Consider the following 18974-nt stretch of genomic DNA (forward strand, 5'->3'; position numbering starts at 1 on the left):
TGATTATCAAAAAGTATTATGATTAAAACCTAACTCGTCTTATTTTTTTGATTCCGTAAAACAACATAACTGGTGCTACAAAATACATTCCCACATTCATCAAAATTACTCCGATTCCATATCCAAGAACTTGTGATTCTGATTCTGCAAACTCCATTATAGACAATGATGATAACAATGGAGTAATTCCAATCTTTACTGCTTCTCTAAAAGTTGGGTTTTCTCTTTCCATGTCCGCAATGTATGGTGAGAATGAATAGTAAATTTGATTGAATCCTGTCATAAATGATTCTCCTGAATTAGTATTCATTAATTGATTGTCACGAATTTCTCTGAGTAATTGAACTTGTGGTGCCATCTCAGAACCATATGCTGCAGTTGCAATTAGACAACCTCCACCTTTACTTTCAGATGAAATAACTGTACATTTTCCATCTACTAACTTTGTACCTTCTCCACATTCTCCAAATTCTGGTTCAACGATTTCTGGCTCTTCTAATCCCACTGCCTCATAAATTGTCATTTCAGGATATGTTTTATCAAACCAATCTTTGTATGTAATCTCATTATTGTATCTGTCTACATAGTATTGTGGATCTAAATTTGGATCAACAAATGGTGCTAACACCTTTGGCTCTTCTAATCCTACAGCCTGATAGATTGATGAATATTCAGGATAATTGTCATCAAACCACTTTTTGTAACTTGCCTCATTATTGTATCTGTCCACATAACTTTGAGGATCTTTTGATTCATCAACAAATGGTGCTGGAATTTCTAATTCTTCAGGTTCTGATGTTTTCTCTTCAGGTTCTGATGTTTTTTCTGGTTTAGGTCCTGGATTAACTGCAACAGGTTCGTTTACTATAATTGTAATTGTGTCTCTATCTGTTTGACCACCTTTAGTTGCAACAATATCGAATGTATATTCTGCCCCCGGATTGTTTCCATGAGAACCTGATGGAGTCCATACAAATTTTCCAGTATCTGGATTTAATGTGGCTCCACTAGGTATGTTTCCCTCTAAGCTATATACTACTCCTTCAACTGAACTATCTGTTATACTTACAGTGAATGAAATTGTCTTTAACTCATCAACTTCCTTATCTGGTATGGGTTTTAATTCCAAAACAAAATCTGGAACCACAAAAATTCTATCTCCATCGTATTCAATTTTTATTGTAACTCCTTCTTCTTCTTTTTGATCATCTGTAAATGCTGTTGCATTGTAAATTCCTTCATTGTCGAAGAAATTTTCTACTGGTCTTGGTATGACTAAAAATTTTCCTTCATCTGGATTAGGATCAGATAACATTCCTTCAAAATTTCCATTTGAATCACGAATTATGACATAAACAATATTGTTGCCTTCTTGTTGACCACTAAAACTAAATGATTCGTCTGTAGTGTAAAAGCTCTTTTCTAGTGAAAATGATATGACATCAGCATAGGCTGGCGTTGTGATTAGCAAAGATAATGTAAACACTGCAAATATTACTAGTTTTACGTTCACGACATTTCTTTCATTTTGAGCCTTTTAAAAAACACGTATAATTTCTTCTCGATATTAGCAAAGAAATATTCACAAATCTACAAGTCAAGCAAAAATCTCATAAAAACTCCCCCATTTTGCCTTATTTCCATGTCATAAAATGTTGGAGCCTTTATCTCTACTTTGAAATTGTGTTTCTTAAAGTCAAGTGGTTCACCGTACGCAATAGCGTTAATTTTGTAATCTTTATTTTGAATAATTTCAAATTCTATTCTTTTAATTGCAAATCCTTCTGTAATTAAGATAAATGGTATTTCTTCTAACCAACTAAACAATAGGTATCGTAAGTCTTTTCCATGAGCTGAAAACTTTTTTTGTTCTTTTTCTTCTACTTTATCTTGGTCAAGTGTCAAGTTGATTACTGCATCTGCTGTAACTGAGAATGCTTCTTTAAGATCTTTTGCAGTAACTTCAACTATTGCATCAGTTGCATGATCTAAAAATTTGTAACTCAATTGTATCTTTGATTTCTTTCTGATTATTAACCTAGTTGGTTTTATTTTGCTTTTGGATCCATTTCAATAATTCCAAAAACATTCATTTCTGTATCTGCACATTGTGCAAACCATCCTACTTTAGGGATTGCCATTTTTGGAATAATCAATTGTCCTCCTTTCTCAATAATTTTTTTTGAAAATTCATTAATTGATGAAACTGTAATTGTATTTGTTATGCCGATTTGACCTGGAACTCTTTTTGATAATCCTCCGTTAATCCCAGGTTCTTTGTCCGAACCTGTTGTAACTATCCAATAGTCTATTGGCCCGTCCCATTTTTCAAACTTCCAATCAAAAACTTCTTTGTAGAATTTTTGTGCTCTTTCTGGATTATCTGATGGAATATCAAAGTGTGAAATTCTTGGCATGTATATCTGAATTTCTAACAAAATCTGGTCATAAAATAATTTCTAATCTCATCGTTTACTCGTAAAGTAATTTAGTACGATTTTATTTTCAGAATCAAATGGAACCTTTTGACTCATTTATTGTGTTTATTACAGAATTTTTAGGAGAACATCTCTATGAGGGTATATTCATAGCAGCTTTAATTGAAACTATAGTTCCACCAATTCCAACATTAGCAGTTTTCCCAACAGCAGGATTTTTAGCATCTCAACAAGGGATTCCACTAGTTGGAGTAATTCCAATGATAATTCTTGGCGCTATTGGTGCAACCCTAGGAACTTCTTCTATTTACTTAATTGCTCTAAAACTTGGCAGGATAGTTTTACTACGTTATCTAAAGCATTTTAGAATATCTGAAAAAAAATTAATACGTGTTGAAAATTGGTTTGCAAAATATGGGGATAAGGCTGTTTTTCTTGGAAGAATGGTACCTGTTATGCGCGAAATGATTTCAGTTCCTGCAGGTTTACTGAAAATGAAAATACCAAAATTTGTTTTGTATACGTTTGCAGGTTCTTGCATTTGGTCTACTGGCACCATTCTATCTGGATATTACTTTGGAGAAGCAATGGGACTTGCAACAACTCTTACACCATAGTTAATTCTTATATTTTTTAGATGTTCTGATGATCCTTTAACACATCTCAATTCACAAACATAAATGCCAATTATTTTTACTTTAATCGTCTTATGTGGATATTTTAGTTAGAATTTCTATATTTGAAACTTATACTTGTTCTGGATCTCTATCCAAATTCACTCCAATAAATTCAGCCCATTTGGTTAATTTTTCTAAAAAATCATTGTCTTCTTGTGTAAACATGAATCCTAATGGAATTATTACATAAAAGAACTTGCTAATCAATTGTTCATTTTGATATTGAAAAATTAAGAACTGCCTAGTTTTGCATAGTTATGTTAAACTAGACTTCTTTGATTAATGATTTGATACTTGAAATGCTCTCTGCATTAAGCTCAATTTCTTTATGTTCTGCCAGGACATGTTCTGTAACTTTTGTCATTAACTCTGCTTCGGATTCAGCTGATGCTGACCATCCACAATCTTTACCTGCATCTGAACAACTAATGGTTTTTGTCATGAAATTGATAATTTTTAGAGATATTTATCTAATTTTCCAATAAAGAAATATCTAAATCATAACCCTTTGTGGAATAACCATATGGATCTTCCACGAGGAATGAAAGATTTTGAGGCTATTGAAAATTCAAACATTGAACACATTCGAAACCATTTCAAGAAACTATCTAATTTGTATGGATTTTCATTTATGGAACCCTCTGTTTTAGAATCCTTATCAACACTTGAAACCAAGTCTGGTCCTGCAATAAGGGACGAAATTTATTATTTTAAAGATAAAGGGGATCGTGAAGTCGCATTACGTTTTGATTTTACAATGGGTTTGACAAGATATGCTACTGCACAAAAATCAATAAAACTACCAGCAAAATTTTCTGCATTTGGTGGTGTGTTTAGGTATGATGAACCTCAAAAAGGACGATATCGATATTTTCACCAATGGGATGTGGAAATTTATGGTAAGAAAACTCTGGAATCTGAGGCTGAAATTATTGAATTAACATCACGACTTTTTGATTCATTATTGCTTAAAGATATTGTAATTGACATTAATCATCGAAATCTAGTTGAATCTTACATTAACAAAATTTTTGAAACAACTGATTCTGAAAAGATAGCAGATATTTTAAGAGCAATTGACAAGATTGCAAAAAAATCAAAGGATGAAATTCTAACTGAATTTACAAAAAAAGGATATGATACTGCAAAACTTGAAAAAATCATAGAATTCTCTCAAATAAAAGGTACTATTGCTGAAGTGGAAAAAATTTTTGACACAGAACAACTAGAATCGTGGAATGAACTAAAACAACTTTTTGAATCTTTAGAAAATAGAGGGGTTTCAAATGTTAGAATTAATTTTGGTATAGTTCGTGGACTGGATTATTATTCTGGAATAGTTTTTGAAGTATTTGATAAAAATTCAAAACTTGGAGCATTAGCTGGTGGAGGAAGATATGATACTCTGACAAAAGCATTTGGTAGAGATGATATTGGTGCAACTGGTGTAGCAGGTGGGGTAGAACGAATTATTCTTACAATGCAAGAGCAAAAAATAATTCCAGAAGTTTCACAAAATAGAATTGCAGTAGTTTACATAAATGAAGATATGCAAAAAGTTGCTCATTCTATTACATCATTATTAAGACTGAACAATATTCCTGCTGATATTGATTTGGCAGGACGTAATATAAAAAAACAAATGGATAATGCAGGAAATGCAAGATATTCTATTATTGTAGGTCCACAAGAACTTGAAAATGGTAATGTTGTGTTACATGACATGAGAGATGGTAAAGAAGGAACAATTTCTTTAGAAAAACTAACTGAAGACCCTAATTCTGTTCTTAGTTTAGAAAAGCCCTAGTTAACATCATAATCTCAGGACCTGTTGTCAATGATCCTACCACAATGCAATTGTTATTAGCTAAAATTCCTGATGAAACATACGGAATTCCATTATTGATGGAGCTCTGTTCTATTTTTACGCCTAGCAAATTGGAAAATGTTTTCATATCTTCCTCATCTGCTTCAGGATGAATTGCTGCTCCTGAATTATTTGCCACTAATACTACTCCTGTCTGATTAAAACCTGCAATTTTTTTCTGAATTGTCTCAACACCCAAAACATCTGAAATGGTTTGACAGTCTTCTTTTGATAACCATGGTGACACAACTGCTCCCTTGTCATTTGCACAAATCACATTTCCTAATGCAGTTAATTTTGAATCTAATACTCCTATTTCTAAGTCTGTTTCTTTTTTGAGAAAATCATATTCATTTTGATATGCAGTTTTTGGTAGTAAGATTCCTTTGTTGTTCATTACACATAATGCGCCAATTAATCTGGTATTGGCAATAGAAGTGAAAAGATACTCTACTCCAAGATATTTTGATATTTTTTCTGCTTTAGTTTTTGCAAATCCCATTGGAAGTAAAATTATGCTGTCATTAACACTAATGTAAACTCCAATATTTGGACCTCTGTACACATCAAACTTGATAATATCCATATCCACAAAATTGATCGTACAGCGTTATGAACGTAAGGGATCTATTTCTGACTAGAATTATCAAATTACGTTAGTCTAGCTTTAAATAATAACTGAAACAAAATCACATCATGCCAATAGCAGAAAATTTCCCTGAAGGATTAAAACCATTAGGAAAGATTTCAGATAATGATGGACACTTTCACATAATGTGGGGTCCTGGAAGATCTGATGCAGAAGCATTTTCAGACGCTGATGTCAAAGCAGCATATGAAGCAAGAGGAGAAGAACAAGTTCCTCTTGGTGTAAGTGGCACAATGGTTGCAGTTGATTGGGACTCTTGTGTTGCAGATGGAGCATGTATTGAAGCATGTCCTGTACAAGTTTTCCAGTGGTATAGAACTGAAAAAGATATTCCAGCAAAAGATGTAGTTGGTCAGACTTTTGAAGGAACTGGAAGTTCTGTTAAAGATGAAAGAAAAGATATGACTGATAAAGCAGATCCAATTCGAGAACACGATTGTATTTGGTGCATGGCATGTGTTTCTGTTTGTCCACCACAAGCAATCAAAGTAGATCAATCAAATGTTGAAAAACATGAAAATGCTGCAAAAACTCTGTAGAATCTAAAAATATTTTTAAAAATTTTTATTTTTGTTAATTTTTACCGATCTGCCATAGTTTAGTCCCGACTAATTTTATCTAGCTTTAAATAATATTTTGAAATAAAGTACTTTATGCCAATAGATGAGAAATTCGTTGAAAATCTAGAAGTCGTTGGAAAGACAAGCCACAGTGATGGTGAAAATAAACACTTCATTTGGGGTAAAGGCAGAACTGATGGTGAAGCATTTTCTGATGAAAATGTCAAAGCAGCATATGAAGCAAGAGGAGAAGAACAAGTTCCTCTTGGAATTCACGGTACAACTGTAGCAGTTGACTGGGACTCTTGTGTTGCAGCAGGTTCTTGTATGAGTGTCTGTCCTGTTCAAACCTTCCAGTGGTATAGAACTGAAAAAGATATCCCAGCAAAAGATGTTCTTAATGCAACTTTTGATGGAACTGGTTTGACTGAACAAGATGAACGTCTAGATTACACAGATAAATCAATGCCAATCAGAGAACATGATTGTACACAATGTATGGCTTGCCAAGAAGCATGTCCAACACACGCAATCTTGATTGAACCATCTTACCTAGAGTATCACGAAAAAGCTGATGGCTCTTATGTAAAAATGGAATCAGGTTCTAAAAACCCACACGCACACGATTAAAGAAATTTTTTCTTTTTTCTTATTTTTACAAATTTAATTTCATCCTCAACAAATTTTAATGTCTATTATCCACAAGTTTTTGCAGAGGTCGCCTAGCTCGGTAGGGCGCGGGCCTTGAGAGCCTGTGTGCGCAAGCATACGGGGGTTCAAATCCCTCTCTCTGCGTTTTTAACTTTCTATTTTTCCAAGTTCTGCAAGCATTGCAGAGAGTTGAATCTCAGAATTTGACCCAACTAAAATTCTATAATCATATTTTGCAATAATCTCTAGAATGTCTGATAATTTGTCATGTTTTGATTTGAAAACTGCCGAATTGAGATATTTCAAAAAGTCTGATTCTGACATTCCATAAACCTTGATTAATTCGATCATTTTTTCTCTTGCTTCTGGAATTTTTCCAGACAATGCAATTTTTAGAACTTCATCAACATCTGTGGTTTTTGTTAATCCTGCAGATGCCTTTACATTTTCTTCAGAAATAGCGCCCAGACTTGCAGTAGCTTGCATCAGATTAATTGCATGTCTTAGATCTCCTTCTGAATACTCATAAATTGCCTTTAGACCTTTTTTGTCTGCCTTCACTTTTTCTTTTTTAGCGATTTCTTCTAGCCTTTTTATGACATCTTCTTCAGGCACTGATGTAAACTTGAATGTTGCACATCTGCTTTGAATAGGATCAATAATTTTTGAGATGTTATTTGCAATTAGGATAAACCTGCAAATTTTTGCTGTATCTTCTATGATTCTTCTTAATGCTGTTTGAGCATCTGAAGTCATTTCATCTGCTTCATCTAAGATAATGATCTTGAATGGAACATCTGCCATTCCTGCATATCTTGAAAACTTTTTTACTTTTTCTCTGACCATGCCAATTCCTCTCTCATCAGAGGCATTCAATTCTAAAGTGTAGTCTTTTGCAAAATCTCCTAAAATTTGTCTTGAAATACATAGTGCAGTAGTTGTTTTTCCAACTCCAGCTGATCCTGAAAACAACAAGTGAGGCATATCTGTAGGATCTTTGATTAAAGCTTCTAAACTCCCAATAATTTCTGTTTGATTAACTATTTCGGAAAGTTTCATTGGACGATATTTTTCTACCCACATCCCAGTTGCAGTCATATGAGTACATGGAAGCAATTCCCACTAATAAATCCGAATTGGTTATTATCATATCCCCTCGAATTAAAATCAAAATCACTCACAATACTATGTGCGATCAGGCTCAGGTTAATTTAGATCAATTGATCTCACTAAATTGTAAAAAGATTTGATCGATCCGAAACTTGAGGATCCTCGCGATGATCAGTGATCTCTAATGGAAATTGATAAAATAGAAAAAGTACACTCGATTGGATACCGCCTAAAGGATGCTAAATTCACTGTAAATCAGGACTTCAAGTTTGATGTTGCAGGTATGAAGATGGAAGGAAAACAGGGCGAAGTAAACAATATGCCTCAATGGGTGGGTAAAATTTTGGCAGATAATAACTTGGGACTACTTGATTCACCTGATATGATTACTGAACTAAAACAAGCATTATCAAAAGAAAAAATGGTTGGAGAATATCAAATATCTACACTTGAACCTCATTTTTACATTAAGCTAAAAGAATCAATGAAAGAATTGAATCGAGATGATTTTGACAAAGTTGAAAGTATGATGCTAGAATTGTTTAGGATGAGAAGAGGAAAATTAGTAAAGTTAGCTGACTCTATCAAATTAAACTCTGATTTGTACAACAAGCTAACTGTTGAGGAAGTAATTTTCTATAAAACCATATATGAAAACAGCATAGAGTTTGAAAATCAAATAAAGGGTGATAATAATGAGTAGTGCTCAAACTAGTACATATACTGATTCTGCTCTTTCTGACAAGGTAAAAGAATTCTTAACTCGATTCAAAGATAACACTGGTGGGTACAAGTATGTACAGGCAATCGATGAGATGATGCCTAAGAATTCTAAATTCATTATTGTTGATTACAATGATTTGATTATTGAACCAGAAATCATATCTATATTTTCAGAAAATCCTGATAGAATATTTGATGCGTTCTCACGAGCAATCAAAGAAGCATTACAAACAAGATTTCCTGATTATGCTGAAAAAATTAAAGATGAAGTTCGTGTTAGACTAGTCAATTATCCTTCTGAAAGAAGTCTTAGACAAATCAATGCTGAAACAATTGGTTCTATTACTAGTGTATCTGGGATGGTAGTAAGGGCTTCTGAAGTTAAACCTCTTGCAAAAGAGTTGATCTTTGTTTGTCCTGATGAGCATCAAACTAAAGTAGTTCAGATTAAAGGAATGGATGTTAAAGTTCCAATTGTATGTGATAATCCAAATTGTAAACAAAGAGATTTTGAGTTAAAACCTGAGGCAAGTAAATTCATTGATTTTCAGATTCTAAGACTGCAAGAACTTCCTGAAGATTTACCTCCTGGACAACTTCCTCACTATATTGATGTCACAATCAGGCAGGATTTGGTAGATAATGCTAGGCCTGGAGATAGAATTGTTCTTACAGGAGTAGTTCGTGTGGAACAAGAATCTGTTACTGGTGTAACTCGTGGACATAGCGGATTGTATAGGTTAAGAATTGAGGGAAATAATATTGAATTCTTGGGTGGACGTGGTTCTAAAACCTCAAGAAAAATTGAAAGAGAAGAAATTTCTCCTGAAGAAGAAAAAATGATCAAAGCATTATCTGCAAGTCCTGATGTTTATCAAAGACTAATTGATTCATTTGCCCCTCATATTCAAGGACAATCTTTAATCAAAGAAGCAATTTTGTTACTAATTGTAGGCTCTAATCAAAGATCATTAGGTGATGGCAGCAAAATTAGAGGAGACATTAACGTATTTCTTGTTGGTGATCCTGGTACTGCAAAAAGTGAGATGTTAAAATTCTGTTCTAGAATTGCACCACGTGGTTTGTATACTTCTGGTAGAGGTTCAACTGCTGCAGGACTTACAGCTGCAGTTGTAAGAGACAAAACCGGAATTATGATGTTGGAAGCTGGTGCAGTTGTTCTTGGTGATCAAGGGCTTGTAAGCATAGACGAATTTGATAAGATGAAGCCTGAAGATAGAAGTGCACTACACGAAGTTATGGAACAGCAATCTGCAAGTATTGCAAAAGGTGGTATTGTTGCAACTCTAAATGCAAGAACATCTATTTTAGCTGCTGCAAACCCAATGTATGGAAAATATGATCCATTCAAAAACATCACAGAAAATGTAAACTTACCCATTCCTCTTTTGACAAGATTTGACTTGATCTTTGTTGTAAGGGATATCCCAACTAAAGAAAAAGATGAAAAGATTGCAAGGCACATAATAGAACTACATACTCCTCAAGGTACTGACAAAAGATCTGTAGTAGATGTTGATTTGCTTACAAAATACCTTTCATATGCTAAACGTGGAACTCCTGATCTCACAAAGGAAGCAGAACAAAAAATTCTTGATTATTACCTCCAAATGAGAAATGTTGAATCTGAGGAAATGATTACAGTTACTCCTAGACAACTAGAGGGCATCATTAGACTCTCTACTGCTAGAGCAAGATTACTCATGAAAGACAAGGTTGAAGAAGAAGATGCTGAGCGTGCAATATTTCTGATTCAAAGTATGCTTCAAGATGCTGGTGTTGATGTAAATACCGGAAAGGTTGATCTTGGTGTCTTACAAGGAAAGCCTAGAAGTGAGGTATCGAAAATGCAACTATTCATGGATGTCTTAAAAGGTCTTGAAGGTGACAATAAAATTCCAGTTGAAGAAAGGGCTTTTGTCAAAGAACTTGAAAAGAGTGAAAAGTTCACTGAAGAAGAGGCGAGAAATTACATTAGAAGAATGCTTAGAGAAGCATCTATTTATGAATCAAAACCCGGTCACTATAACCGAGTATGAAAATAGAAAAACTACAACTTCCAGAATCTGCAATTGAATTTTTAAAATCACAGGGTTTTGAAAAACTATATCCGCCACAGGCTGACAGCATAAAGTCTGGATTACTTGATGGTAAAAGCGTACTAGTATCTGCTCCTACTGCAAGTGGAAAAACACTGATTGCAATGCTTGGAATGATGAGTTACCTTTCTAAAAATAAAGGTAAAGTAATCTATCTTAGCCCTTTGAGAGCATTAGCTGCTGAAAAACTTTCTGAATTTAAAAAATTGGAAAAAATTGCATTAGGAAATAAAATTAAAGTTGGGATTTCCACCGGCGATTTTGAAAATATCGAAAAAAATCTAGAAAAAAATAATATTTTAATTTTAACTAATGAAAAAATGGATTCTATAATTAGACATGGTGCTGAATGGATTGATGAAATTGGTTTAGTGATTGCTGATGAGGTTCATCTAATTGGTGATGAAAATAGAGGTCCTACATTAGAAATGATCCTAACACAACTAAAATTATTAGAAACAAAACCTCAGATTGTTGGTCTTAGTGCAACTATAACAAATTCCGATGAGATTGCAAACTGGCTTGGATGTACTTTGGTGGAAAATGATTGGAGACCTGTCCCTCTCTCTGAAGGGGTTTGTGATGCTGGAGAAGTAACTATGGCTGACGGTACAACCTTTGAAGTTGAGCGCAGTATTAGGGGAACACCTATTGATTTAGGCGTACAATCCGTTAAAGATGGAGGACAATCACTAGTTTTTGCTGAAACTAGAACTCGTTCAAAATCTCTTGCAACAAAGGCATCTGATGCAATATCTCAAATCTTAGAAAAAAAGATATGAATCAGTTAGAAAAAACATCAAAGAAAATTCTATCTGAAAATGAACATACCGAATTGGTCAAGACATTGGCACTTTTAGTGAAAAAAGGAGTTGCATTTCACCATGCCGGACTAAATCAAAACTGTAGAGAAATAATAGAGACAGAATTTAGAAATGGAACTATCAAGTTGTTATCGTCAACTCCAACTTTAGCTGCAGGTGTTAACTTGCCTGCAAGAAGAGTTGTGATTTCTAATATTAACAGATACAATGCAAAAGTTGGTGCAAACAGACCAATTAGCGTTTTGGAATATAAGCAACTATGTGGAAGAGCAGGAAGACCTCAGTACGATGATTATGGAGAATCAATTATTGTTGGAAATGGTAATGCTGAAGATCTCATTGAGTATTACATTAATGGTGAACCTGAACCCATTGAATCAAAAATTACTGATGATAAATCTCTGAGAACTCACGTACTCAGTGTTATTGTAACTCATCCTGGAATTAAAAAAGAAGAAATCTTAGAATTCTTTTTACAAACACTTGGTGGTATTCAATCCCGTAAACCTACTCTAAAGTTTGCGATTGATATTTCGTTACGTTTTCTTTCTAGCCAACATCTGGTTGTAAAGAAAGGTGAAAGATACGCTGCAACTGAATTTGGCAAAAAGACATCAATGCTTTACATCGATCCGCTTACTGCAACTTACTTTAGAGATGCAATTGAGAATGTATCTAAAGAAAGAAAACACACATTTGGATTTTTACATTTAATTTCAAATTGTGAGGAATTTTTCCCAAAATTCTCACTTCGGCAAAAAGACTATGAAACAGCCAGTCTTATGATAGAAAATAATTCTTCAGAATTGTTAGAACCAATTTCAGAATATGATTGCTCAAGAAGCCTTTTAGCTCTTCAGTTATGGATTACTGAATCTACAGAACTAAACCTCTCAGATAGCCTTGGAATTGAGTCTGGTGATATGCACAGGATGACTGAAACTGGAAATTGGCTTTGTTACTGCCTAAGGGAGATTGCAAAACATGTGGAAAGGGCAGATTTACTTGAGGAATTAGGTGATTTAGGAAGAAGAATATCTTATGGAATCAAAGAAGAATTACTTGATCTAGTCAAGGTTAAAGGGATTGGAAGAGTTAGGGCAAGAATTCTATTCAAACATGGAATCAAGAATCTGGATGATTTGGAAAAAATTCCTGTGAATAAATTAGCAGAAATAGATAAAATTGGTTCAACCATTGCGGATAACATTAAGGCAGAGTTACGAAGGGTTAGATATTGATTGATTTAGTGATTCCGGCAGTTGTATCATGTCTCATTGCCTTTTTTGTTGTCTTTGTAACTATTCCTCCGTTAATCAAATTTCTAGAAAAAAGGAACATGGCAGTAAAAGACATGAACAAAAAAGAGGAGATCATGATTGTAAGGCCAGGCGGACCTTCAATCATTTTAGGAATAATTGTTTCAGAAATTATCTTATATGCATTTTTACAACTAAATGAAATCATTGCAATTATTATTACAACGACTGCTGCATTTGCAATAGGATATGTTGATGATAGAAAAGTTATGGGTGGATGGTTCAAACCTGCAACACTTGCAATTGCAGCAATTCCAATAATTGCATTTGGTGCATATGATTCTGATTTAGCATTCCCTTTATTTGGTGATGTACAAATTCCTGCATTATATCTTGGTTTGATAATCTTGATGATTCCAATCACTGGAAACACAATTAACTCTATTGATGTTCTAAATGGTGTTGCAAGTGGATTTATGGTAATTGCAAGTTTTTCATTGTCAATCTGTTTGTTTATAGTACAAAACTATGAGATTGCAATTGTAAGTTTACCTTTAGGGTTTGTTTCATTAGCGTTTTACAAATATCACAAAATCCCAAGCAAAATTTTTCCAGGTGATTCGGGAGCCCTTACGCTTGGTGCTATGTATGGTTCTATTGCAATAGTTGGTGGTGTGGAAATAATTGCAGCAGTTGCATTACTCCCTGCAGTAATCAACTCCTTTTTGTTCCTATCCAGCGTAAAACGAATAGTGGAACACAGACAAATCAAAGGAAAACCTGTAGATCACACTGATGATTTCAAACTAAAAGCAACTGACGATAATACAGCCCCTGTTACTTTGGTGAGGTTGATTCTAGCAGGTGGGCCACTATCAGAAAAACAAGTAGGGTTTGCAATATTCAAACTTGCAGTATTTTCAGGAATTCTGGCAGTAATTACTGCATTTATGATGGGGGTGTCACTTTGAAGGCTGGACTTTATGGATTCTTGTTTGCAATGTGGGTTTTGATTCTCATTGGTGGTGGGATTATTGTTACTTTGTTAGGCCCAATAACTATTACAGGTTATGGTGATATGAACTGGTTTATTGCATCTGTAATCAAAGCAATAATTGCAATTATTCTTGTGGTGATTTGGATTCTAGTTTTATCAAAGATGAAAAACTGGATATTTAGAAAAGAGATTAAGTCCTAACTTTCTAACCATTCTTTTTGTTTTTTATCGTATTCTTCTCTAGTTTTTCTGATTGTAGCAGGTGATCCCATTACAACAACATTTTCTGGAACATCTCTAGTTACAACTGCTCCCATCGCAACAACACTGTTTTTTCCAACAGTAACTCCAGCTTTGATCACTGCACGTGCTCCAATAATTGCCCCATCTTCAATTGTAACTCCAACCATCTTATCACACATTGGGTAAGGATCGTTTGTTAAAACTGCAGATGGACCAATGAAAGCATTTTTTCCAATTATTGAAAGTGGTGGGATGTATGCTGACCCTTCAATCTTTGTATTCTCTCCAATTTTTACATCATAATCAATATGAACAAGTGAACCGATCTTACAATTGTCTCCAATTTCTACATTGTCGCCAACATAAGTAAAATGCCAAATCGATACATTCTCTCCAATTTTTGCTTTATCTGAAATAAAGTTTGTAACCATTTTCTACAAATGCCATGGGTTTGCCTTTGTAATAATTTTTTCAGGTAGTTTATCCTTAAATTTTTTCAAAAAATCCATCTCCTGTTTTTTATCTCTAAGTTCATCAGGCAGCATGATTGGAATCTCTTCAATTATTGGGTAGAATCTAGAGCATTTTGAGCAAAACAAAGCACCTTCTGATACTATTTTGTCTTTTTCTTTTATTTCAAATAATTCTAAAGGATGACTTTTGTCAATTGGACATGCCAATATATCCATCATGTTTTTGTTCATTTTAGATCTAAGTATATTGGAACTCCTTTCTGACTAGATAAAAGTGCAGCTTCAGCAATTTTTGAAACATTAACTGCTTGCTGTGCTTTCACAATATGTTCACTTTTACCTTTAATTGCATTAAGAAAACTTTGAATTTCTCTTAACAATGGTTCTTGTTTTTCATTGTCTATGATTTCAACATCCTCTTGTTTTTCTACTTTAATTTCTTGTGTAATAAAATCCGATGATATTCTTGCATCATTACAAATTGCATGAAACTTTCTAATTCTTTTTGGTGTAATCCAATTTGATGTGATGATTGCAACTTTGTTATCTCTGTATCCTAACATAATTGTTGCAAAATCCTCATGCTCATGTTTTATTTGTCCTGATCTTGCAAATACCACATTTGGCATTTCATCAAATAACCAGTTTGCAGTATCAATATCGTGAACTGATGTGTCATAGATTATCCCGACATCTTTTATGTGAAGTGGCATTCTATTTTCACGGTGAAATTCAAGCATAATCAAATCGCCATATTTTTTTCTTTAACCATACTTTTTACAACATCCACTGCTGGATTAAATCTCTCTATGTATCCACATGTCAGAATTACTTTATTTTTTTCTGCAATCTTTGCAAGCTCTTCGCCTTCTTCTGTTTTGTATGTAAGAGGTTTCTCAACAAAAACATGTTTTTTTGCTTCAAGCAATTTTTTTGCAATGGTTGCATGAGTAGATGTTGGTGTTACTACAAACGCCCCTTCAAATTCTTCAGAATTTAACATGTCCTCAAATGACGTATAGTGATTGACATGATATTTTTCTCCAAACTCTTTACTACGTTGCTCATTGGTATCACAAATTGCGCATAGTACTCCTAGTTCTGATAAAACTCTGGCATGATTTTTACCCCATCCACCTGTACCAATTTGTACAATTTTCATTTAATACACCGCAGTCAACCAATGAGAATAGTCATCATTTTTGTTCATTACTATGTCTGTATATTCATCCATCATCTTCTTTGTAATGTCTCCTGATTTGCCATTGCTAATTTTCTTTCCATCAAGCGAAATTATGGGTGTGATTTCAGCTGCAGTTCCTGTCAAAAACACTTCATCAGACATTACAAGTTCACTTCTTGTAATGTCTCTTTCAACTACCTCAATGTCTAAATCTCTTGCAATTTTGATTACTGCATCACGTGTAATTCCTTCTAACGCTGATGATGCTAGTGATGGTGTTGCCATCTGACCGTCTCTTACAATAAAGATATTTTCTCCAGGTGCTTCACTGATATTTCCATTATGATCCAGTAAAATTGCTTCATCCACACCATTTCTTTTTGCTTCTTGTGTTGCAATGATGGAATTTAGATAATTTCCCCCCATCTTTGCTTGAGGTGGGGTCGATATGTCTGAGAACTTTCTCCATGAAACAATTCCTGCTGAAATGCCATTTTTGTTAAATAAATCTCCAAAAGGAAATGTGAAAATTGCTACGTTTGTTGGCGCTTTTTTCAGTTACGTGAAGATTAATTCCATAATCTCCCACAAAATAAAACGGCCTAATGTAACACGATTTTTTGAGTTTATTTTTTTTACAAATTCCTGTTATGGCATTACTAATTTCTTTATCTGAGAAATTTAATGAAATATTATAGAATTGTCCTGATCTTCTAAATCGTTTTACATGTTCATCCAATCTAAACACATGGAGATTCTTTCTATTCCAATATGCTCTAATCCCTTCAAACACTGATGTACCATAATGTATTGCATGTGTAGTGATTGGAACTTGTGCTTTTTCTGTTAAAACATATTTTCCGTCAAACCAAACATATTTTGAAAGTGGAAGTTTCATAGAAAATTTTTACATTTAGTGTATTAATCTCTATTTATTTTGACCAACCCTCTTTGGGAAATTTCATTCCAACAACTCTTGTGGTCATATCTTCCAAATCTGCAAATTTTTCAACCGTTTTCCAATCCTCTTCAATTACTTTGGCTATAGCTACTGGAACATCTTCTTTCCATGATGATTCTTTTCCAAGTGCCGCATTATACAATTTTTCTTTAACTGATGCTGCAGAAAGTGATTTTCTCTCTCCAACTCTTGGTTTTAATCTGTATATCTTTAGCATGTATCCTTCTGCTTTGTCTCCCGTGTATGAGAAAAAATCTCCTTTGACTCCTCGTAGAATTTGTTTTCTTAGTTGCCATGATTTTGATGATAATAAAGGTGGCATGTATTTCTTGAATGGTGCAAAAAATGCATAATCATCAGTAACTTGAATAGAATTTCCAAAAACTGATTCTAACATCTTTTTTCTAGTTTCAAAATTAAATGGAAAACTTTTACTATTGATCTCTTTTTCACCATCTCTAAAAACAACAGGCATTACTTTAACAACATCTGCATCTTTTTTTAATTCCTCAATAATTTCTACATGAGCATTTGTTACAGGATTTAGATGTGCAAGATACAGTGCAGTAATCAATTAGATTAACTAAATAAATCTCATATTTCAATGATTGATTTTTTCAAAAATATTATCCGTATGATTCGTATTTTACTTCAAAACTTCCATCTTCGCGTTTATCATGTTCAGTGACAAATCCCTTTGGTTTTAAGAAGTCCATCACACCATCAATGGTACCCTGCCATCCACAAACATAGAATATTGTATTATCTTTGGTTATTTTGTCTCCAATTAATTCTTCTAATGGAGACATTCCACTATCTCTTGGTCTTAGGAATGTTTCAACTCTTCCAACTTGACCTGCCCATGATCTGTTGAACCATTCTTGAGGTCTACTGATTGCTGCTCTGTACTTAAAATTCCATTCATCTTTACCTCTTCTAATACTCTCATTTTCTAATTCAGTTAACAGATCTTTATAGCTTAATTCGTCAACATAACTGGCACCATGTAATACGACAATTTCTCGTTTATCTCCTGAATCATGTAGGTGTTGTGCAAAACTGACAAAAGGTGCAAGACCTGTTCCTCCACCAATGCAGATGATTCTTCTGTTGTCTTTTTCTCCATTTGGAAGTTCTTCATTAATCAATAATGCTCTTCCAGTTGGCTTTAGCCAAAGAATTTCATCTCCTTCTTTTGCATTAAATAGTTGTGTAGTTAATCGTCCTGGAAGTGGTTTTCTAACCCATCTAATTACAAGCTCAATGTATTCTCTATTTTCTGGATGTGATGCAATTGAATATGCCCTTCTGACAATTTTTCCACCCTCTACAGGATTTGGTAATCCTAACGTAATGAATTGACCAGCTTTATACTCTGGAACTGGACCTTCTTTTGGAACTAATCTAATAATTACAAGATCTTCTTTTAATAACTGAACATATGTGATAGTTGCTTTGTTATCTACTACCATAACGATTCAATCATAATCTTGACGGTTAAATATATTGTGTTAATTTTATACATCTGTTTTCTAGAAACCGCTAAACGTTAATAACCAATTTGAAAAATGTTATTGATTCAGAATTCTGAATATGGGCCGGTCGTCTAGTCTGGTAGGATAGGTGCATGGCATGCATCGGATCAAGGGTTCAAATCCCTTCCGGTCCACTATTTCTTTTTTAATTCAGAAAGCATTTTCAACATTTCAGAATCTGCATCTTTAGAAATTTCTCTAATTCTTTCTTCAGAAATTGAAAATTTTAGATCAATTATCGCTTGTAATGCACTTTTTCTCACTTCTAAATTTGTATCCAAAACTGAATTCAAAAAAATATTTTTTGCTTCTTTAGCTTTTAGATATCCTAATGCTCCTATTGCACATGATTTTACCATTGAGCGTTCGTCGTTTGCAATCTTTATTATCTCAGGAATTGCTGATGTCTCATTTCTATTTGCTAATACTAGTGCTACAAAACCCCTAATGTTTTTACTGTAAGAATTCAAATTTTTAATTAAAAAATTTGTAATTTTATTTTTATTTAATACAAGTGAACTAAATGCCTCTCCTCTTACTTGAATATCATCATCATCTAATTTTGAAATAATTTTTTCTAAAATTTCAGGATCATCTGTTTCATCTAAAGTTTCTAAAATTTTGATTTTTTGTTGACTGTTTCCAGATTCTAAAACTTTTGAAATATTTTCCAAATTCTAAATAAAATCCAATTTTCTAGTTAA

At 33.7% G+C, this 18974-nt stretch carries 26 protein-coding genes and 2 tRNA genes; 12 read left to right on the top strand and 16 right to left on the bottom strand.

The window, feature by feature from the left end; genetic code table 11:
• Window positions 1-22: 22 nt before the first annotated feature.
• The 3 genes from NKOR_RS01005 to NKOR_RS01015 form a co-directional block, all read right to left on the bottom strand.
• Window positions 23-1513: an Ig domain-containing protein gene (locus NKOR_RS01005; RefSeq protein WP_014962505.1), complete on the bottom strand. Its 1491-nt coding sequence runs from the start codon at window positions 1511-1513 to the stop codon at window positions 23-25.
• A gap of 77 nt (window positions 1514-1590) precedes the next feature.
• On the bottom strand, window positions 1591-2007 hold the full coding sequence (locus tag NKOR_RS01010) for an archease (RefSeq protein ID WP_014962506.1): 417 nt from the start codon (window positions 2005-2007) through the stop codon (window positions 1591-1593).
• A 41-nt stretch (window positions 2008-2048) separates the two neighbouring features.
• Window positions 2049-2417: a VOC family protein gene (locus NKOR_RS01015; protein ID WP_014962507.1), complete on the bottom strand. Its 369-nt coding sequence runs from the start codon at window positions 2415-2417 to the stop codon at window positions 2049-2051.
• A 98-nt stretch (window positions 2418-2515) separates the two neighbouring features.
• On the opposite strand from NKOR_RS01015, the gene NKOR_RS01020 reads away from it, so the two are divergent.
• Window positions 2516-3055, top strand: coding sequence for a DedA family protein (locus NKOR_RS01020; RefSeq protein ID WP_014962508.1), 540 nt, complete (start codon window positions 2516-2518; stop codon window positions 3053-3055).
• Between the two features lie 129 nt (window positions 3056-3184).
• On the opposite strand, the gene NKOR_RS09820 is transcribed toward NKOR_RS01020, so the two are convergent.
• Window positions 3185-3322, bottom strand: coding sequence for a hypothetical protein (locus tag NKOR_RS09820; RefSeq protein WP_016939695.1), 138 nt, complete (start codon window positions 3320-3322; stop codon window positions 3185-3187).
• A gap of 58 nt (window positions 3323-3380) precedes the next feature.
• Window positions 3381-3557: a DUF1059 domain-containing protein gene (locus NKOR_RS01025; protein ID WP_014962509.1), complete on the bottom strand. Its 177-nt coding sequence runs from the start codon at window positions 3555-3557 to the stop codon at window positions 3381-3383.
• A gap of 81 nt (window positions 3558-3638) precedes the next feature.
• Between NKOR_RS01025 and hisS the strand changes: the two genes are divergently transcribed.
• Window positions 3639-4922 carry a histidine--tRNA ligase gene (gene hisS, locus NKOR_RS01030; RefSeq protein ID WP_014962510.1) on the top strand — a complete coding sequence of 428 codons (1284 nt, stop codon included), beginning with the start codon at window positions 3639-3641 and terminating at the stop codon, window positions 4920-4922.
• On the opposite strand, the gene NKOR_RS01035 is transcribed toward hisS, so the two are convergent.
• On the bottom strand, window positions 4903-5568 hold the full coding sequence (locus tag NKOR_RS01035; RefSeq protein ID WP_014962511.1) for a translation initiation factor IF-6: 666 nt from the start codon (window positions 5566-5568) through the stop codon (window positions 4903-4905). The two genes, hisS and NKOR_RS01035, sit on opposite strands and share 20 nt — an antisense overlap.
• Before the next feature lie 110 nt (window positions 5569-5678).
• Here NKOR_RS01035 and NKOR_RS01040 point away from each other — a divergent pair, with 110 nt between their 5' ends.
• From NKOR_RS01040 to NKOR_RS01050, 3 genes are all read left to right on the top strand, one after another.
• Window positions 5679-6170: a 4Fe-4S dicluster domain-containing protein gene (locus NKOR_RS01040; protein WP_014962512.1), complete on the top strand. Its 492-nt coding sequence runs from the start codon at window positions 5679-5681 to the stop codon at window positions 6168-6170.
• A 114-nt stretch (window positions 6171-6284) separates the two neighbouring features.
• Window positions 6285-6821, top strand: a complete 537-nt coding sequence (locus tag NKOR_RS01045; RefSeq protein WP_014962513.1) for a 4Fe-4S dicluster domain-containing protein — start codon at window positions 6285-6287, stop codon at window positions 6819-6821.
• Window positions 6822-6902: 81 nt separating this feature from the next.
• A tRNA-Ser gene (locus tag NKOR_RS01050) sits at window positions 6903-6986 on the top strand.
• A 3-nt stretch (window positions 6987-6989) separates the two neighbouring features.
• Here the strand turns inward: NKOR_RS01050 and NKOR_RS01055 are convergent.
• Complete coding sequence (locus NKOR_RS01055) at window positions 6990-7940, bottom strand: replication factor C small subunit (RefSeq protein ID WP_014962514.1); 951 nt, start codon at window positions 7938-7940, stop codon at window positions 6990-6992.
• A 196-nt stretch (window positions 7941-8136) separates the two neighbouring features.
• Here NKOR_RS01055 and gins23 point away from each other — a divergent pair, with 196 nt between their 5' ends.
• From gins23 to NKOR_RS01080, 6 genes are read left to right on the top strand one after another with little or no spacing between them, the layout of a single operon-like run.
• Window positions 8137-8655: a DNA replication protein Gins23 gene (gene gins23 / locus NKOR_RS01060; RefSeq protein ID WP_014962515.1), complete on the top strand. Its 519-nt coding sequence runs from the start codon at window positions 8137-8139 to the stop codon at window positions 8653-8655.
• Window positions 8648-10735: a minichromosome maintenance protein MCM gene (locus NKOR_RS01065; RefSeq protein WP_014962516.1), complete on the top strand. Its 2088-nt coding sequence runs from the start codon at window positions 8648-8650 to the stop codon at window positions 10733-10735. The genes gins23 and NKOR_RS01065 overlap by 8 nt, the downstream gene beginning before the upstream one ends.
• Complete coding sequence (locus tag NKOR_RS10210) at window positions 10732-11577, top strand: DEAD/DEAH box helicase (protein WP_232212235.1); 846 nt, start codon at window positions 10732-10734, stop codon at window positions 11575-11577. Before NKOR_RS01065 ends, NKOR_RS10210 begins: the two co-directional genes overlap by 4 nt.
• Entirely contained in the window at window positions 11574-12860 is a 1287-nt protein-coding gene (locus NKOR_RS10215) for a helicase-related protein (protein WP_232212236.1), read from the top strand. Before NKOR_RS10210 ends, NKOR_RS10215 begins: the two co-directional genes overlap by 4 nt.
• Window positions 12857-13849: an MraY family glycosyltransferase gene (locus tag NKOR_RS01075; RefSeq protein ID WP_016939697.1), complete on the top strand. Its 993-nt coding sequence runs from the start codon at window positions 12857-12859 to the stop codon at window positions 13847-13849. Before NKOR_RS10215 ends, NKOR_RS01075 begins: the two co-directional genes overlap by 4 nt.
• Window positions 13846-14076 carry a hypothetical protein gene (locus NKOR_RS01080; protein WP_014962518.1) on the top strand — a complete coding sequence of 77 codons (231 nt, stop codon included), beginning with the start codon at window positions 13846-13848 and terminating at the stop codon, window positions 14074-14076. The genes NKOR_RS01075 and NKOR_RS01080 overlap by 4 nt, the downstream gene beginning before the upstream one ends.
• On the opposite strand, the gene NKOR_RS01085 is transcribed toward NKOR_RS01080, so the two are convergent.
• The 8 genes from NKOR_RS01085 to NKOR_RS01110 are packed head-to-tail and all read right to left on the bottom strand — an operon-like array spanning window position 14073 to window position 18207.
• Entirely contained in the window at window positions 14073-14549 is a 477-nt protein-coding gene (locus NKOR_RS01085; protein WP_014962519.1) for an acyltransferase, read from the bottom strand. The genes NKOR_RS01080 and NKOR_RS01085 overlap by 4 nt on opposite strands.
• A gap of 3 nt (window positions 14550-14552) precedes the next feature.
• Window positions 14553-14822 (bottom strand): Trm112 family protein, encoded by a 270-nt coding sequence (locus NKOR_RS01090; RefSeq protein WP_014962520.1) that lies wholly within the window; start codon window positions 14820-14822, stop codon window positions 14553-14555.
• Window positions 14819-15331, bottom strand: a complete 513-nt coding sequence (locus NKOR_RS10220; protein ID WP_232212238.1) for a Gfo/Idh/MocA family oxidoreductase — start codon at window positions 15329-15331, stop codon at window positions 14819-14821. The genes NKOR_RS01090 and NKOR_RS10220 overlap by 4 nt, the downstream gene beginning before the upstream one ends.
• Before the next feature lie 2 nt (window positions 15332-15333).
• Window positions 15334-15753: a Gfo/Idh/MocA family protein gene (locus tag NKOR_RS10225; RefSeq protein ID WP_232212239.1), complete on the bottom strand. Its 420-nt coding sequence runs from the start codon at window positions 15751-15753 to the stop codon at window positions 15334-15336.
• On the bottom strand, window positions 15754-16332 hold the full coding sequence (locus NKOR_RS10480; protein WP_338032547.1) for an aminotransferase class IV: 579 nt from the start codon (window positions 16330-16332) through the stop codon (window positions 15754-15756).
• A complete protein-coding gene (locus tag NKOR_RS10485) occupies window positions 16274-16672 on the bottom strand; it encodes an aminotransferase class IV (RefSeq protein WP_274513127.1) in 399 nt (132 codons plus the stop codon). Before NKOR_RS10485 ends, NKOR_RS10480 begins: the two co-directional genes overlap by 59 nt.
• A gap of 34 nt (window positions 16673-16706) precedes the next feature.
• Window positions 16707-17309 carry a hypothetical protein gene (locus NKOR_RS01105; protein ID WP_014962521.1) on the bottom strand — a complete coding sequence of 201 codons (603 nt, stop codon included), beginning with the start codon at window positions 17307-17309 and terminating at the stop codon, window positions 16707-16709.
• Between the two features lie 52 nt (window positions 17310-17361).
• Window positions 17362-18207 carry a ferredoxin--NADP reductase gene (locus NKOR_RS01110; protein ID WP_014962522.1) on the bottom strand — a complete coding sequence of 282 codons (846 nt, stop codon included), beginning with the start codon at window positions 18205-18207 and terminating at the stop codon, window positions 17362-17364.
• Between the two features lie 123 nt (window positions 18208-18330).
• Here NKOR_RS01110 and NKOR_RS01115 point away from each other — a divergent pair.
• Window positions 18331-18404, top strand: a tRNA-Ala gene (locus NKOR_RS01115).
• Here NKOR_RS01115 and NKOR_RS01120 read toward each other — a convergent pair.
• Window positions 18405-18944: a HEAT repeat domain-containing protein gene (locus tag NKOR_RS01120; RefSeq protein ID WP_014962523.1), complete on the bottom strand. Its 540-nt coding sequence runs from the start codon at window positions 18942-18944 to the stop codon at window positions 18405-18407. It lies immediately after the preceding tRNA gene.
• Window positions 18945-18974 lie beyond the last annotated feature (30 nt).

This window comes from Candidatus Nitrosopumilus koreensis AR1, assembly GCF_000299365.1.
In the GTDB taxonomy this organism is placed as follows: domain Archaea; phylum Thermoproteota; class Nitrososphaeria; order Nitrososphaerales; family Nitrosopumilaceae; genus Nitrosopumilus; species Nitrosopumilus koreensis.